At 42.9% G+C, this 13,364-nt stretch carries 19 protein-coding genes; 14 read left to right on the forward strand and 5 right to left on the reverse strand.

The window, feature by feature from the left end; translation table 11 throughout:
• Window positions 1–167 precede the first annotated feature (167 nt).
• A complete protein-coding gene (locus HUG15_RS05195) occupies window positions 168–1,541 on the reverse strand; it encodes a dipeptidase (protein WP_200127609.1) in 1,374 nt (457 codons plus the stop codon).
• 196 nt (window positions 1,542–1,737) lie between these two features.
• On the opposite strand from HUG15_RS05195, the gene HUG15_RS05200 reads away from it, so the two are divergent.
• Window positions 1,738–2,898, forward strand: coding sequence for a lactate 2-monooxygenase (locus HUG15_RS05200; RefSeq protein WP_200127611.1), 1,161 nt, complete (start codon window positions 1,738–1,740; stop codon window positions 2,896–2,898).
• 150 nt (window positions 2,899–3,048) lie between these two features.
• On the forward strand, window positions 3,049–4,689 hold the full coding sequence (locus HUG15_RS05205) for a glutathione ABC transporter substrate-binding protein (RefSeq protein WP_200127613.1): 1,641 nt from the start codon (window positions 3,049–3,051) through the stop codon (window positions 4,687–4,689).
• 173 nt (window positions 4,690–4,862) lie between these two features.
• On the opposite strand, the gene HUG15_RS05210 is transcribed toward HUG15_RS05205, so the two are convergent.
• The 4 genes from HUG15_RS05210 to HUG15_RS05220 are packed head-to-tail and all read right to left on the reverse strand — an operon-like array spanning window position 4,863 to window position 6,841.
• Window positions 4,863–5,765 carry a site-specific integrase gene (locus HUG15_RS05210; RefSeq protein ID WP_343073162.1) on the reverse strand — a complete coding sequence of 301 codons (903 nt, stop codon included), beginning with the start codon at window positions 5,763–5,765 and terminating at the stop codon, window positions 4,863–4,865.
• 8 nt (window positions 5,766–5,773) lie between these two features.
• Window positions 5,774–5,956: an Arm DNA-binding domain-containing protein gene (locus HUG15_RS23465; protein ID WP_343073148.1), complete on the reverse strand. Its 183-nt coding sequence runs from the start codon at window positions 5,954–5,956 to the stop codon at window positions 5,774–5,776.
• Window positions 5,957–5,970: 14 nt separating this feature from the next.
• The gene (locus HUG15_RS05215) at window positions 5,971–6,381 is read right to left on the reverse strand and encodes an ImmA/IrrE family metallo-endopeptidase (RefSeq protein ID WP_200127615.1); all 411 of its coding nucleotides are present in this window, start codon (window positions 6,379–6,381) and stop codon (window positions 5,971–5,973) included.
• 13 nt (window positions 6,382–6,394) lie between these two features.
• Window positions 6,395–6,841, reverse strand: a complete 447-nt coding sequence (locus HUG15_RS05220; protein WP_200127617.1) for a helix-turn-helix domain-containing protein — start codon at window positions 6,839–6,841, stop codon at window positions 6,395–6,397.
• 198 nt (window positions 6,842–7,039) lie between these two features.
• Here HUG15_RS05220 and HUG15_RS05225 point away from each other — a divergent pair, with 198 nt between their 5' ends.
• The 12 genes from HUG15_RS05225 to HUG15_RS05280 all read left to right on the forward strand — a co-directional run bounded on the left by HUG15_RS05225 (window position 7,040) and on the right by HUG15_RS05280 (window position 13,349).
• Window positions 7,040–7,267 carry an XRE family transcriptional regulator gene (locus tag HUG15_RS05225; RefSeq protein WP_200128849.1) on the forward strand — a complete coding sequence of 76 codons (228 nt, stop codon included), beginning with the start codon at window positions 7,040–7,042 and terminating at the stop codon, window positions 7,265–7,267.
• Window positions 7,264–7,584 carry a DUF771 domain-containing protein gene (locus tag HUG15_RS05230; protein ID WP_200127619.1) on the forward strand — a complete coding sequence of 107 codons (321 nt, stop codon included), beginning with the start codon at window positions 7,264–7,266 and terminating at the stop codon, window positions 7,582–7,584. Before HUG15_RS05225 ends, HUG15_RS05230 begins: the two co-directional genes overlap by 4 nt.
• A 13-nt stretch (window positions 7,585–7,597) precedes the next feature.
• Window positions 7,598–8,314 (forward strand): phage antirepressor KilAC domain-containing protein, encoded by a 717-nt coding sequence (locus HUG15_RS05235; protein WP_200127621.1) that lies wholly within the window; start codon window positions 7,598–7,600, stop codon window positions 8,312–8,314.
• Window positions 8,315–8,400: 86 nt separating this feature from the next.
• Complete coding sequence (locus HUG15_RS05240) at window positions 8,401–8,574, forward strand: hypothetical protein (RefSeq protein WP_200127623.1); 174 nt, start codon at window positions 8,401–8,403, stop codon at window positions 8,572–8,574.
• A gap of 2 nt (window positions 8,575–8,576) precedes the next feature.
• Entirely contained in the window at window positions 8,577–8,774 is a 198-nt protein-coding gene (locus tag HUG15_RS05245) for a hypothetical protein (RefSeq protein ID WP_211202348.1), read from the forward strand.
• Window positions 8,775–9,119, forward strand: a complete 345-nt coding sequence (locus tag HUG15_RS05250) for a hypothetical protein (RefSeq protein ID WP_200127627.1) — start codon at window positions 8,775–8,777, stop codon at window positions 9,117–9,119.
• Window positions 9,104–9,241: a hypothetical protein gene (locus HUG15_RS05255; protein ID WP_200127629.1), complete on the forward strand. Its 138-nt coding sequence runs from the start codon at window positions 9,104–9,106 to the stop codon at window positions 9,239–9,241. Before HUG15_RS05250 ends, HUG15_RS05255 begins: the two co-directional genes overlap by 16 nt.
• Window positions 9,238–9,540, forward strand: coding sequence for a hypothetical protein (locus tag HUG15_RS05260; protein WP_200127631.1), 303 nt, complete (start codon window positions 9,238–9,240; stop codon window positions 9,538–9,540). The genes HUG15_RS05255 and HUG15_RS05260 overlap by 4 nt, the downstream gene beginning before the upstream one ends.
• 53 nt (window positions 9,541–9,593) lie before the next feature.
• Complete coding sequence (locus HUG15_RS05265) at window positions 9,594–10,208, forward strand: MBL fold metallo-hydrolase (protein ID WP_246516503.1); 615 nt, start codon at window positions 9,594–9,596, stop codon at window positions 10,206–10,208.
• An 11-nt stretch (window positions 10,209–10,219) separates the two neighbouring features.
• A complete protein-coding gene (locus tag HUG15_RS05270; protein WP_200127633.1) occupies window positions 10,220–10,987 on the forward strand; it encodes a DUF1351 domain-containing protein in 768 nt (255 codons plus the stop codon).
• A 1-nt stretch (window position 10,988) separates the two neighbouring features.
• Window positions 10,989–11,621 carry a hypothetical protein gene (locus HUG15_RS05275; protein ID WP_246516504.1) on the forward strand — a complete coding sequence of 211 codons (633 nt, stop codon included), beginning with the start codon at window positions 10,989–10,991 and terminating at the stop codon, window positions 11,619–11,621.
• 219 nt (window positions 11,622–11,840) lie between these two features.
• The gene (locus tag HUG15_RS05280) at window positions 11,841–13,349 is read left to right on the forward strand and encodes a hypothetical protein (protein WP_246516505.1); all 1,509 of its coding nucleotides are present in this window, start codon (window positions 11,841–11,843) and stop codon (window positions 13,347–13,349) included.
• Window positions 13,350–13,364: the final 15 nt, after the last annotated feature.

A 13,364-nucleotide genomic window follows, 5' to 3' on the forward strand; every position in this document is an offset into this window, starting at 1 on the left:
AGCGGTTCATGAAACCCGAATTGAAGAAGGTGGAATGGAATGGGTAGCCATGAACGACTTATGGTGACCGAAACGGAGGCTAACACCGGCTTTCGGTCGCCATGAATGGTTAGCCGAGCACATTTACCAAAAAACCGATCCCTGCACGATGGCAAGGATCGGTTTTTTTACTGCAGTTTTTCAGCCAACGAACTGTAATAGTCGCAAATCGCTTCCAATCCTTTGTCGAAATTCTCAAGATGGAAATGTTCATTCGGCGCATGGAAATTTTCTGTCGGCAGTCCGAATCCCATCAAAACAATCGGAATATCCAAAATATCGCTGAACGTTTCCGCGATCGGCAACGAGCCTCCCATCCGTGTATAAGCGGTCTCTGCTCCATACGCTTTGGAAAGCGCGGCGCCTGCTGCTTGTATCGCGGGGTGGTCAAAAGGTGTCACGAAAGGTTTACCTTTGTCAAAATGGGTTGTTTCAACTGTGACAGCATCTGATGAATGCTTTTCGATATGTTGTTCCAACAATTGTAAAATATGATCAGGGTCTTGGCCCGGAACGAGCCGACAACTGATTTTTGCGCTCGCTTTCGAAGGCAGGACGGTCTTGATGCCTTCGCCTTGAAATCCGCCGTGCATGCCATTAATCTCAAGCGTTGGGCGTACCCATGTCCGTTCTAAAAACGTGTATCCTTCCTCGCCATAGAGCGCCGGCACTCCCAGGTCAGCGCGAACGGCTTCGTCATCATGGCCGAGTGCGTCATACGCTTCTTTTTCCTCCGTAGTCAAAGGGACGACGTCATCATAAAAGCCTTCAACGCTGACGCGTCCCTTATCATCATGCATGGATGCGAGTACATCGGCGAGTGCATGCAATGGGTTTGGGACACCACCGCCGTATAGCCCGGAATGAAGGTCTCCTTTCGCACCGGTCACATCGATTTGTAACCCGGCAAGGCCACGCAGGCCGTAACAAACTGTCGGTTGTCCTTTTTCAAGCATCGGGTTATCAGAAATGACGAGGACATCGGCGTCTAGCAATTGCTGCTTTTTGTCCACGAAATCATCAAGATGCGGACTGCCGATTTCCTCTTCGCCTTCAATGCAAAATTTCACATTCACCGGCAATTCTCCGTGTGTTTCCATTAACGTTTCCACTGCTTTGAGATGCATAAACACTTGCCCTTTGTCATCCGTAGCGCCGCGGGCATAGATTTTCCCGTCGCGGATGTCCGCTTCAAATGGTGGCGTTTCCCATAATTCAAGCGGATCAACGGGCTGCACATCATAATGGCCGTAAATAAGTACAGTCGGTTTGCCTTTTGCATGCAACCAATCTCCATAGACGACTGGATGTCCTTCCGTCGGCATGATAGCTACGTTTTCCATGCCGATGTTTTTTAACGCGTTTGCCATCCATTTGGCTGTTTCTTCGATATCTTTTTTATGTTCCGGTGAGGCACTAACACTCGGAATGGCAAGCAACTCTTTTAGCTCCCGCAGATGGCGATCTCTCTCTGTTTGTAAAATAGTTCTTACATCTTGCATGATTGAATCCTCCTCATCGTACTCACGTCCACCTCTATTGTAACGGAAGTGGAAATGGATCGGAAGTCATCAGTAAAAGAGGAATTTAATGGGTGCTCACAGGAATCTGTTGTAAATTAAACGATTGCCTATTCATCTTCATTTAGTCTATAATTTTTTGTGAGCGCTTACATAATTTTAGAGAGGAGACCCACAAATGTCCAACTTCGGAAATCAAATTCAATATCAAATCTATGCTACAATGCAAAATCCCAATCCGGACAGGCTTCCGGTAATTTATGAGGAATGGGAAGCACGTGCCCGCGAGATATTGGAAGACGGCCCATTTTACTACATCGCCGGGGGTGCCGGTGGTGAGAGCACGATGAAGGCAAATCTACATGCTTTTGACCATTGGAAAATCGTCCCGCGTATGCTTCGGGATGTGCAAGATCGTGATCTGACGGTTGATTTATTTGGCAAAACCGCTCCTTTTCCTTTTTTGTTAGCACCTATCGGGGTGCAATCGATCATTCATCCGGACGGGGAACTGGCTTCTGCAAAAGCGAGTGCAAAGCTGGGCGTTCCTTATATCACAAGTTCAGCATCGTCGAAATCGATGGAAGAGATCGCGGAAGTTATGGGGGACGCAGAGCGTTGGTTTCAATTGTATTGGAGCAAAGATACGGATGTCACTGCCAGTTTTATCCGGCGCGCAGAAGCATCGGGATATTCTGCCATTGTCGTCACATTGGACACGCCTATGTTGGCATGGCGGGAACAGGATTTAAAAAATGTCTATTTGCCGTTTTTAATCGGCGAAGGCGTAGGAAACTATTTTACAGATCCCGCTTTTCGTTCCAAACTTTCCAAAGCCCCTGAAGAAAATCCGACGGCAGCTATCATGCACTGGGCGCAAACGTTTGGCAACCCGGGCTTGACGTGGGACGACCTTGAATTTTTAAGGGAACATACGCGTTTGCCGATTTTGTTAAAAGGCATTCTTCATCCTGATGATGCAAAACGAGCCGCGAACTACGGCGTGGATGGTGTCATTGTTTCAAATCATGGCGGCAGGCAAGTCGATGGAGCGGTTAGTGCCCTTGAATCGCTTCCGCGTATATCCGAGGCTATCGGCGGGCAAATGCCTATTTTCATGGATAGCGGTATACGGAGAGGCGCGGATGCTGTAAAAGCCATCGCGCTCGGAGCGAAAGCAGTACTTGTAGGAAGACCGCCGATGTATGGGTTGGCTGTGGCCGGCGAAAAAGGAGTGAAAGAAGTCTTGCAAAACATGATCGCGGATATGGACATAACGATGGCACTGGCAGGAAAAAAGACCGTCACGGATATCGATATCTCCATGCTGACGGAATAAAGGCGCAAAACTTTTGTCTATGATTTTTTAATTGGCAAATTAAGAAAAACGAAAAATTTTTCTTGAGAATCTACGAATAAACGGCTACAATAAAGGAGAAATAGAGAAAGGCATTATTGTCATTAAAATCAGACAGGGGGAGGAAATATTTTGAAAAAATTTAAACACAAATTGGTAGGCGGTGTGCTCGTACTTTCGTTGGGTGGTATGCTTGCGGCTTGTACAGACGATCCGCAAGATGCCGATGAAGACGGTGAGGGTGATGCGGCAGAAAACGGCGAAGACGTGGAAGATGACGAAGCTGCATCCAGCGATGGCGGGGATTTAATTTTAGCGATGGGTTCGGATGCGGTTGACCTTGATCCTCATGGGTCTAATGACACATCTTCTACACAGGTGCGTTCTCAAATTTACGATAAACTCGTGGATTTTGATGAAAATATGGAAGTTCAACCGGAACTGGCGGAAGATTACGAGCAAATTGAAGACGATGTTTGGGAGTTTAACTTAAAAGAAGACGTCACCTTTCATGATGGGGAACCTTTCGACGCAGATGATGTTGTGGCCACTTTAGAACGGGTCACTGATGAGGATTTTGCCTCTGAGAAACTGTTCATGTATGAGATGATTGAAGACGTCGAAGCGGTTGATGAGCATACGGTGCATATTACGACGGAGTATCCTTTCGCACCATTAGAGTTCCACCTGGCCCATGATGGTGGTGGAATGATGAGCGCAGCGGCCATAGAAGAAGAGGAGAATGGGGAGCGTAACCTCGATACGGAACCCGTAGGTACCGGGCCGTTTGAATTGGAAAACTGGGATCAGGGAAATGAAGCCGTGCTTACACGATTTGATGATTACCACGCTGGAGCGGTCTCCATTGATTCGGCTACGTATCAAGTCGTGGATGAGCAGTTAACCCGAATGAGCATGCTTGAAAATAACGAGGCCCATATTGCGGATGACATTGAACCGTCGCAAATGGACCAATTGGAAAATATGGATGGCGCTAATGTTTCTGCAGTGGAAAGTGTACGAATGGATTATATTGGCATGAACAATGAAGCGGAACCTTTTGACGATCGGGATGTCCGTCGTGCCCTTAACATGGCAGTGGATAAAGACACGATCATTGAAGGGATCTTTGAAGGATATGGGGAAGAAGCCATTGGCGCGTTAAACCCACTCGTTTTTGGTTACAACGATGATTTGGAACCGATTGAATATGACCCTGATGAGGCGCAGTCCTTGTTGGAAGAAGCAGGCTACGAAGATGGATTTGAAGCGACGCTTCTAGTTGAAGATGTCGATCAGGTGAATTTGCAGATTGCTGAAATTGTTCAGGATGATTTGCAAGAAATAGGTGTGGATCTTTCCATTGAGCAACAAGAATGGGGCGCTTTGCTCGACACAACGGCTGAGGGTGAATTTGAAATGGTCATGCTCGGTTGGACAGCCGTAACCGGTGATGCTGACTACGCGATGCATCCGTTGTTCCATTCCGACAACCACGGCGCTCCGGGAAATCGAACGTTTTATGATAACGAAGAGGTCGATGATCTCTTGGATGCCGGTCGTCAAGAAGCAGACGACGATGAACGAATTGAAATTTACACAGAAGCACAGCAAATCATCATAGATGACGCGACGATACTTCCGTTGACCCACGATGATTTCCGCGCAGGAATTTCCGATAGTGTTGAAGGACTTATTCACAAAGCGGATGCTAATTATGATTTGCGAGAAGTTGAACTCGTCGACGATGACGTGGAAGGCGACGGCTATTAATCGTTTTTGTAACTGTTTTGGAAGCCTCTCTGAAACGTTTTCACGTTAAATGAGGGTAAGATAAAAATTGATTTAAATCCCTGGAATGTTGTCATATCAGCGTTCTTAGGGATTTTCTTTGTGTGGAGAATACGGCAAGAAACAGCAGGATTTCATTTTGTTTTACACAAAATTTACACAAGCATACTGTTAAACACCTCCACGCTTCTTTGCTCATCCCTCTCCTCCATTTCTTTTATCAGGTGTGAATACGTGTTTAACGTGGTATCGATGTCAGCGTGCCCCAGCCTACGTGATATATATTGTATGGATACATCTTTGTACAACAGTACGCTGGCATGCGTGTGCCTTAATCCATGTACAGTTATACGTTGTGCTTTTAATTCATCCAACATGCCAACCAGCACATTATTCGCCGTCCCGTTGTTTATGACTTTATATTTTGACGAAGGACTGTAAAAAACAAGTTGATAAATGTTTTCTGGTGTGTTTTTAAATAGCTGTTTAAATCGCCTCATTGTTTCATGATCAATTTTTATTTTGCGTACAGATGCTTCGTTTTTTGTCTCGCCGAAACCATCTTGCATATTTTTCTTATAACCCCATGATTTGTTTATGTTGATTATACCGTTAAAAAAATCGAAATCGTTTCTTTGCAAACCAACAATCTCCCCGAACCTCATTCCCGATGTCAGCGCAAGCAAAAGCAAGTAGTGCGTTGTCGATCTGTCCAACCTGTCATAAATCATTTGCAACAATTGCTTGCTTTCATCGTATCCCAGATGTTTGTCCGATGCTTTTTTAGATGGCGTACCAGTGTAAACCACATCCCTCGTAAAATCAACACGTATGATCCCTTCGTCAATGGCATCTTTGATACAAGCCCGTATGTGCGAATTTAACTTTTGGGCCGACGTTTTGGCGTGGTTTTTTCCGTAGTTATTCAAAAAATCTTGGTACGCATTCCTTGTTATACTTTGAAGCGGCTCATCTCCAAAATAACGCTTTACCGCTCCGAGCGAATCCATATACTTTTGTAGCGTGATGCTTTCGATATCTGTCTTAAATCTCTTTATCCAATTCTCTAAATACTCATCAAACGGTACAGGTTGGAGTTGAGGTGCAACCCCTTCCTCATTTCAGTTTCGACTTCCGCAGCAGCCGCCTGCGCTTCTTTCTTGGTGCGGAAACCACTCTTTCGGATCGGCTTAGGTTTTGCGCTAATGGTGTATTGCCACGTTTTACCACGCTTTTGGAAACTAGCCATTTTTCACCCCTCCTTTATAGAATATACTCATTGATCAAATCTTCCGGAATATTATATTCGTGCAAAGCTTCGCTGATTGTTGTGTTTTCTACTTCCAATCGTTCTGCAAGCAGGTTTACAGCAAAGAGATTCGCTTCTTTCTCTATTCTGTCTGTGGAAAATAGCGTATTACGTCGCAAAAAAGGTGTGCTTGCGTCCGTATGTAAAACTGAATGCCCGAGTTCATGAGCACAAATAAACAGCCTTTCTTTCTCACTTACTTGCTCATTGATATGAATGCTTTTCATTCTAAACTGCTTCGTATAAAAACCAAGTATGCTGCCTAAAGGTCTGTTCAAAACCGTGATATTTAAACTGTCAGCGATTTCAAAAGGGCAGCTTGTTTCATATTTTCTTTTTAATTGATTGACTTTCCCCTTGATCATCTTGTTCACTCCTTTACTTGCGGTATTTATAGGGGGTGAACTTTTGTTTTGCCATTTTCTTAGCGATACGCATGGAATACTCCAATGATTGGATTAACATTTCACGATCCTCTTCGTTCATATCACCCATTTCTTTCCCGTCAAACGCGGCATATCCATCATTACTTAAGCCGTCGATCATTTTTTGTAGTTCTTTTTGTATGTCTTGTTCGTCCTTATTCGTAAGCTCTGGTAGATCCACTGTATTATTTTCAGCCATTTCTTGAAGTTCATCCGTGGTGATGTTCAAAGCTTTACATACCTTCATGACATTATCGACAGAGGCATTACCGATTCCTCGTTGTAGCATAGATCGCAATGTTGTATATGGTAAGCCTGCTTTTTCCGCAAAAGCTTTTGTGCTTAGCTCAGTTTCTCCGATTAGTTTCTTAACTATTTCAGTTCGTTTGTCGGGTTGCATATCGATACCTCCAATTTATACGAAAAACCGTATCCCTACATATTATTATATACTATTCTGCGCATTTGTAAACACCTTATGCACGAAATTTCATATTTATTTTCTATTTTCCTGTTGACATAACACGAAATTGAGTATATTATTTGGTCATGATACGAAATTGAGTATATCAAATTAATAAAGGAAGTGGGTGTAAACATGCTCAGAAATCTACGTGCGGAATTAGCGCGTCGCAGTATTCTAGTTAAGGATGTTGCGGAGCTTTTAAATGTTCGTGCTGCAACTGTGTCCGACAAAATCAACGGATATTATGACTTTACGTATGATGAAGCTTATCTAGTTAAGCGCACATATTTTCCAGATATAAACATCGAATATCTGTTTGAAAAGTCCACGGAGAATGCCAGAAAGGAGGCGGTGAAATGACCGCCCAGCAACAATTAGATGTGAATTTGTCCATTTCGATCCCGGAAGATAAGGTGCTTGTTTCAAAAGTTGAGTTGCAGACTTTGAAAGAGCAGCAACTATCCGGAGTCTACTGGAGCATGAAAGAGTTTGAAGAACGGACAGGAAAAAAACAAGAATGGCTAAAAGAAAACATTCTTTACCGTCCTAAATTCAAAAAGGAACTTGAAGGATTCGTTTACTATCCACAGTCACAAGGGCAAACATGGAGTTTTCAGGCTAAAGAAATGGCGGCGTTCTTGGATAAGAATTTTAATCAAATATTTAACGGGGACTGAAAGGAGCGAGCGCATGAACGAACTAATCGCAACACAAGAAAGCGAAAGCGGAGATATTTTAGTTAGTGGTCGAGAACTGCATGAGTTTTTGGAGGTGAACAGCAACTACACAACATGGTTTAACCGAATGACTGGTTACGGTTTTGAGGAAGGGTCTGACTTTATTCCAATTATGGAAGAAAGTCGAGGTGGCAGGCCTTCGCAAGACCACCACCTAAAACTAGACATGGCAAAAGAAATATCCATGCTTCAACGAACCGACAAAGGTAAACAGGCTCGCCAGTACTTTTTGCAACTAGAAAAACTATGGAACAGCCCAGAAGCAGTTATGAGACGAGCGTTACAATACGCTGACCAAAAAGTGACCGAACTCGAACAGAAAATGCAGCTAGACAAACCCAAAGTTATGTTCGCCGACGCCGTCGAAACATCAACATCTAGCGTCCTTGTCGGGGAGTTATCAAAAGTCCTCAAACAAAACGGGGTCGAGATTGGTCAAAATCGCCTTTTCAAATGGCTTAGAGGAAATGGATACCTCATTAAGCAAAACGGCGAATCTTACAATCTACCGACTCAGCGGAGCATGGACAAAGAATTATTTGAGATTAAGAAACGGACCATTAATAACCCAGACGGGTCTATACGAACAACACGAACACCGAAGGTTACCGGGAAAGGGCAGGTCTATTTTGTGAATAAGTTTCTGGAGGACCAACCCCATGCAACCTAAACCCACAACCATCCTGCACCTATTCTATTGTTCTATCATCGGTTGCATGGTATTAGCGGCGATATTCTAAAGGGAGGTGAATCAACATGCCAATAAACGCAGAAAACTGGATTAGTCGAGTTATTGAAAATAAAGAGAATATCACAAACGTGATCGCTGAAAAAGAGACAAAAAGTAAACCAAATCATGAAACAGGTTGGATGGATACGGACACGACAGGCAGACAATGGATCACATTTGAGATTGTAAAGAAGCGATAAACATGTTTGGAGATATGGCAGAAAGCTCATCGGATCGATTGCAAAACAAAGTGTCTCAGATGGAAAGGCTAGCTGAATTGGCAAAACAACACAGGCCAATCATGGGCATCGGCGGCGACAAACTTGCTTACATGCAAACAATGTCCGCTTATAACAGACTGGCAGAGTCGATTGAAAAGGAGAGGGAGGAGGACGAATAAATGAACATTGAAAAACCGGTGCTTACGAGGGAGCAGGCGGAGAGGTTGGAAGAAAGGCTCGCAGGAAGGGAAGAAGTATTTGAATACGATGATCTAGTGATAGCACATGCGCTAGATTCATGGCTTTATCCAAAAAACGCCTGTTTCAACGATCTATCAATCAAAGACTTCGCTACTGCTGTTTATTACGGATACGAAGTCGAGCAAACGCCGGAGGAAGCAGCCAAACAGTATTTCGACTGCCTAAATCCCAGGCAAAGGTTTTCCGCAAGAAATATATTAGACATCCTCGACATCAAAATCGAAGGCATTAATAAGGAGGACCCAAAATGCAACGAATCTTAAGCGATCTCAGCGAAGATGTAGAACTCATGAGCAGTGATGCGATGTTGTCCGTGAAAGTCGAGCATTTAGAGCGGATGCTTAGTTACATCCATGAATTACGAGCAGAAGGGGTGGTTTTGTGAGTTATAAAGTAGCGGTGATGGAAACTGCGAGGGAATTGGATTATGTGTGGGGCGAACTTCAAAGTGCTGGTTGCATCGGGGTTAGTCGAAACTTCTTAACCGGACAAATGGAAATTCAGATGCGTGAAGATGCGTTTTTTCAACTGTTTTCAAAGTATGAAATAGAACCATGGGAACATGAGGGAAGTGAAAATGAGTATCATGTAAAAGCTTTGAACGGTGATCTCATTTTCTTCACGCTCCTAACCGAATCCGAATACCAGTATTACGTACAAAACGCCGACCAAGCGGCAACTTGATCGGCAGAAAAACAATATTTAGTTGTGGACATTGTAACACAGGTGGTGAGGGATTGGAATATAAAATTATACAGAGCGGTAGCAAAGGTAATTGCGTGATTATAGATGATGTAATGGTGGATTGTGGTGTGGGAATGAAGGCGATCAAAGAACACCTTTACGACGTTAAATATTTGCTGTTGACCCACACGCATAGTGACCATATGAAAAGACCCACGTTAGCGGGTATTAGAACGTTCTTTCCGAAAATACAAATTCTAGGAAACTATGAAGTACACCAATACTTTCCTGTAGATACCATTGTCAACGCTGGGTTTGATGTTGTGACAGACGACTACACGTTTCTTCCGTTTGAGTGTGAGCATCCGGTTTTGACGTATGGGTTTACATGGACAAGCAAGGATAACGAAAAGCTTATTTACGCTACCGACACTGCCAGTATGAGCGACGCTCCAAAAGGTCCCTATGATTGGGTGTTTCTAGAGTCCAACTACGATCCCAAAAAGATTGAGCAGGTCAAAAACAACTGGTCAGGTCGATATAACCCGTATTTGTCGGCAACAATGACACATTTGAGTACGAAACAGTGTAAGGAATTTTACTTTATGAACCGAAGGGACAAGGATTCAAAACTGATAGAGCTTCACAAGTCCAGTCGGTTTTATTAGGAGGGGATCACATGGAAGAACAACAACTAACCATTGATGTAAGTAGCATTCAAGTTCAACCCGGAAATGTAACCTTCGATGGTTATGAAAATCTGAAAGACGAAGCGCTATATCTAGCTAAACAGATTGAGGTTTTGAAGGTCGACGAGGAAAATATCAAAACATCTAAAAAGATGCTGGCAACGATAAACAGCCGTGTGAAAGAACTTGAAGATAAGCGCATCTCCATCAAAAAACAGATGCTTGAGCCTTATAACGAGTTTGAAAAACAGGTTAAAGAGATTGTCAAGATTGTCAAAGAAGCGGATGAAACGGTCAGGGGTCAGGTTAGACAGCTTGAGGAAGAAGAAAGGCAAAGTAAACGTGAGCAGATTGAAATCCTTTGGGATAAGCGTATTGGACAATACCAATTTAAAGACTTCTTCCGGTTTGAGGATTTTCTACAAGCAAAACACCTCAATAAGTCAACATCCTTAAACACAGTCGAGAAGGAACTTGTCGATTGGTTAGAACAGCGGGATCAAGAAATTAAACACCTTCAGACACTGGACAATAAGGACGAAATCCTTGCTGAGTACAAGCAATCTATGAATCTAGTTGATTCGATCAATACGGTCCAGAACCGTCACAAGGAAAAGGAACAGGTTAGTCAGCAGATGGACAAGGGGAGTAAGAGTAAGTCTTACATGATTGTATTCAGTAATGAGGCAGAATATGAGTTTGCAAAAATGCTCCTTAACGAGAAGGAATTAAACTTTGAAACAAAGGTGGATGAATAACATGGGTGAACAAATATTAGAGCAATTGGAATTGGTAGACGTAGAAAACGACGGTAACAAAGCGGTGCTTACATTTTTAGATGAGGACAACGGCGAAATCCGGGAAGTCAATTTTAACAAACAATCGTTCGATCAGGATAAAGGAAAATTTGTTGATGATCCTGACAAAGCCGAAAAGGTTGAGGAATGGAGTCAAGAATATTTTAACCTTCCTTTTGATCAACTGGGACAAGCTGTCGGGGATCGTAAAGATGTTTACGCCTACGACCGGTTTAACGCTCTCTGGCCTGTGAAAATGATCAGCAAATTTTCCAAGGACGATGAGGGTCAGATTTTTGAAACGGAAGTCACAAAGGTACATGACGACGGTAAAGCGATGCATATTGAATTTGAGTACGAAGGCGACACTTACGAAAGTAAGATGACTTATGCGGATTACTTGGAAGCTAAAAAACAATGGTTCGTTAATCCACAAAAGCAGAAAAAGCAATACGCGAAGTTTGAAGATAAGTTTGGGATTTCTCCGGATAACATGGAGGAATTAGAAGGTAAATCGATCATGGTGGAAGTCAAGGTCGCTTTTGGTAAGTTCCCTTATGCAGAGATCAAACCGTTTGCTAAGAAAAAGAAATAAGGTAGGGGTTCTTCCCCTCCTTTCTCTTCAAAGGAAGGTGAGACAGTGACAGACAATCTATTGTTCTACGACGTGGAAGTGTTTAAACATGACAGCATGGTTGTTTTCAAAGACATTAACAAAGCCACTATACGCACATTTCTTAATGGCTTTTCCCAATTAGGTGAATTCATTCAAGACAAGGTGTTAGTGGGTTTCAACAACTATGGTTATGATGATGTGATTTTATATGAAATGACCAAGAATGTTCCTCAATCAAAAATCAAAAAAACCAACGACGACATTATAGGCGGAGATCGAAAACGAACAAACCAACTCCCTTGTAAAACTTATGATTGTTTCCAGCAAATTGATGTCAGCCGTCCAAGTCTGAAAAAAATTGAAGCCAACATGGGACGTGCTATTTACGAATCTCAAATACCGTTTGATATCGACAGGAAATTAACTGACGAAGAACTGGAAGAGACATTGAACTATTGTGCCTATGACGTTGAACAGACGATTGATGTTTATAAGCAGCGCGTGAACAGTTATTTCAAACCCAAGGAATATCTTGTCAGTATGTTGGATAAGTCTTTCCCGGATAACGCATATAAGTGGAACACAACGACTATCTCTTCAAATATCTTGGTAGACAAGTCTCTTACAAAATGGGCTTGGTTGGAAGTGCCGGAACATATCCTAAACCTTGCTCCTGCTGAGGTTGTCGATATGTGGAAAACCAAAGACAAGGGTAAGAAAGTTACGCATGAGTTCGACAACAAAATTGAATGGGGCTTCGGGGGGTTGCATGGGGTACACCATTCCATCAAAGAAGCGGATAACGTAAAACTTCTGGATGTTGGTTCACTGTATCCCAGTATCATCAAAAATCTAACCCACAAAAAAGTGCTTGAGGACGGTACACGCAAATACATCCAAATGATTCAAGACCGCATGGAAGCGAAAGAAAACGGCGATAAAGAAAGATCGGACGCTCTAAAGCTGATTTTAAACAGTGTATATGGAAACTTGAAAAATAAGTATAGCGATCTGCTAAACCCGAACGCTTCTAAGACCATTTGTGCCTACGGTCAGTGTATTTTGTATGAATTATGCCGGAGACTTTCACACCATGCAACGATCATTAATATTAACACAGATGGTGTGGCGTTTGTTCCCCATAATAACGAGTTCCATAGAATATGGAAAGATTGGGAACAGGAGTTTAACTTTACCCTAGAATTGGATGAGTTTGACAAATGGTTTCAAAGGGATGTTAACAACTATATCGCTGTGGGAAAAGATGGAAGCATTAAAACCAAAGGTGGGGACACGAACAGATACGGCGGGAACAGGTTCTTTCAAAACAACAGCGCTAGAATATTGGACATTTGCCTTGTTGATTATCTTGTTTATGGTAAGGACATTATTGACAACCTACAAGAACATTTAGATAAACCGATGTTGTTCCAATATGTACTCCAAGCTGGTTCAACTTACCAAGGAACTTTTGACGATAAGGGTAATCAGTATAACAAAGTGAATCGGGTTTTCCCAACGTTTCCGGGGAAAGGAACCACTCTATACAAAAAGAGGGAAGACGGAGGTTTGGTTATGTTCCCCGATATGTCAAACGACATGTATTTGTTTAATGGGGAATTAACCGAGTTCCACGATTTTAAAAAGATCATTAACATTGATCACTATTACCAAATCGTGTTGAAACGTCTGGAACGCTGGGGCTAATGAAAATTAAGAAGG

Origin of the sequence: Salicibibacter cibarius (assembly GCF_016495725.1) — a bacterium.
GTDB lineage: Bacteria > Bacillota > Bacilli > Bacillales > Marinococcaceae > Salicibibacter > Salicibibacter cibarius.

What these genes read in the sequence shown, in the direction of transcription:
- HUG15_RS05240 (WP_200127623.1), top strand. Translation starts at nt 8,401, where the DNA reads ATGCCAATAAACGCAGAAAACTGGATTAGTCGAGTTATTGAAAATAAA.
- HUG15_RS05195 (WP_200127609.1), bottom strand. Translation starts at nt 1,541, where the DNA reads ATGCAAGATGTAAGAACTATTTTACAAACAGAGAGAGATCGCCATCTG.
- HUG15_RS05245 (WP_211202348.1), top strand. Translation starts at nt 8,577, where the DNA reads ATGTTTGGAGATATGGCAGAAAGCTCATCGGATCGATTGCAAAACAAA.
- HUG15_RS05215 (WP_200127615.1), bottom strand. Translation starts at nt 6,381, where the DNA reads ATGATCAAGGGGAAAGTCAATCAATTAAAAAGAAAATATGAAACAAGC.
- HUG15_RS23465 (WP_343073148.1), bottom strand. Translation starts at nt 5,956, where the DNA reads ATGGCTAGTTTCCAAAAGCGTGGTAAAACGTGGCAATACACCATTAGC.
- HUG15_RS05275 (WP_246516504.1), top strand. Translation starts at nt 10,989, where the DNA reads ATGGGTGAACAAATATTAGAGCAATTGGAATTGGTAGACGTAGAAAAC.
- HUG15_RS05230 (WP_200127619.1), top strand. Translation starts at nt 7,264, where the DNA reads ATGACCGCCCAGCAACAATTAGATGTGAATTTGTCCATTTCGATCCCG.
- HUG15_RS05235 (WP_200127621.1), top strand. Translation starts at nt 7,598, where the DNA reads ATGAACGAACTAATCGCAACACAAGAAAGCGAAAGCGGAGATATTTTA.
- HUG15_RS05220 (WP_200127617.1), bottom strand. Translation starts at nt 6,841, where the DNA reads ATGCAACCCGACAAACGAACTGAAATAGTTAAGAAACTAATCGGAGAA.
- HUG15_RS05270 (WP_200127633.1), top strand. Translation starts at nt 10,220, where the DNA reads ATGGAAGAACAACAACTAACCATTGATGTAAGTAGCATTCAAGTTCAA.
- HUG15_RS05200 (WP_200127611.1), top strand. Translation starts at nt 1,738, where the DNA reads ATGTCCAACTTCGGAAATCAAATTCAATATCAAATCTATGCTACAATG.
- HUG15_RS05255 (WP_200127629.1), top strand. Translation starts at nt 9,104, where the DNA reads ATGCAACGAATCTTAAGCGATCTCAGCGAAGATGTAGAACTCATGAGC.
- HUG15_RS05225 (WP_200128849.1), top strand. Translation starts at nt 7,040, where the DNA reads ATGCTCAGAAATCTACGTGCGGAATTAGCGCGTCGCAGTATTCTAGTT.
- HUG15_RS05250 (WP_200127627.1), top strand. Translation starts at nt 8,775, where the DNA reads ATGAACATTGAAAAACCGGTGCTTACGAGGGAGCAGGCGGAGAGGTTG.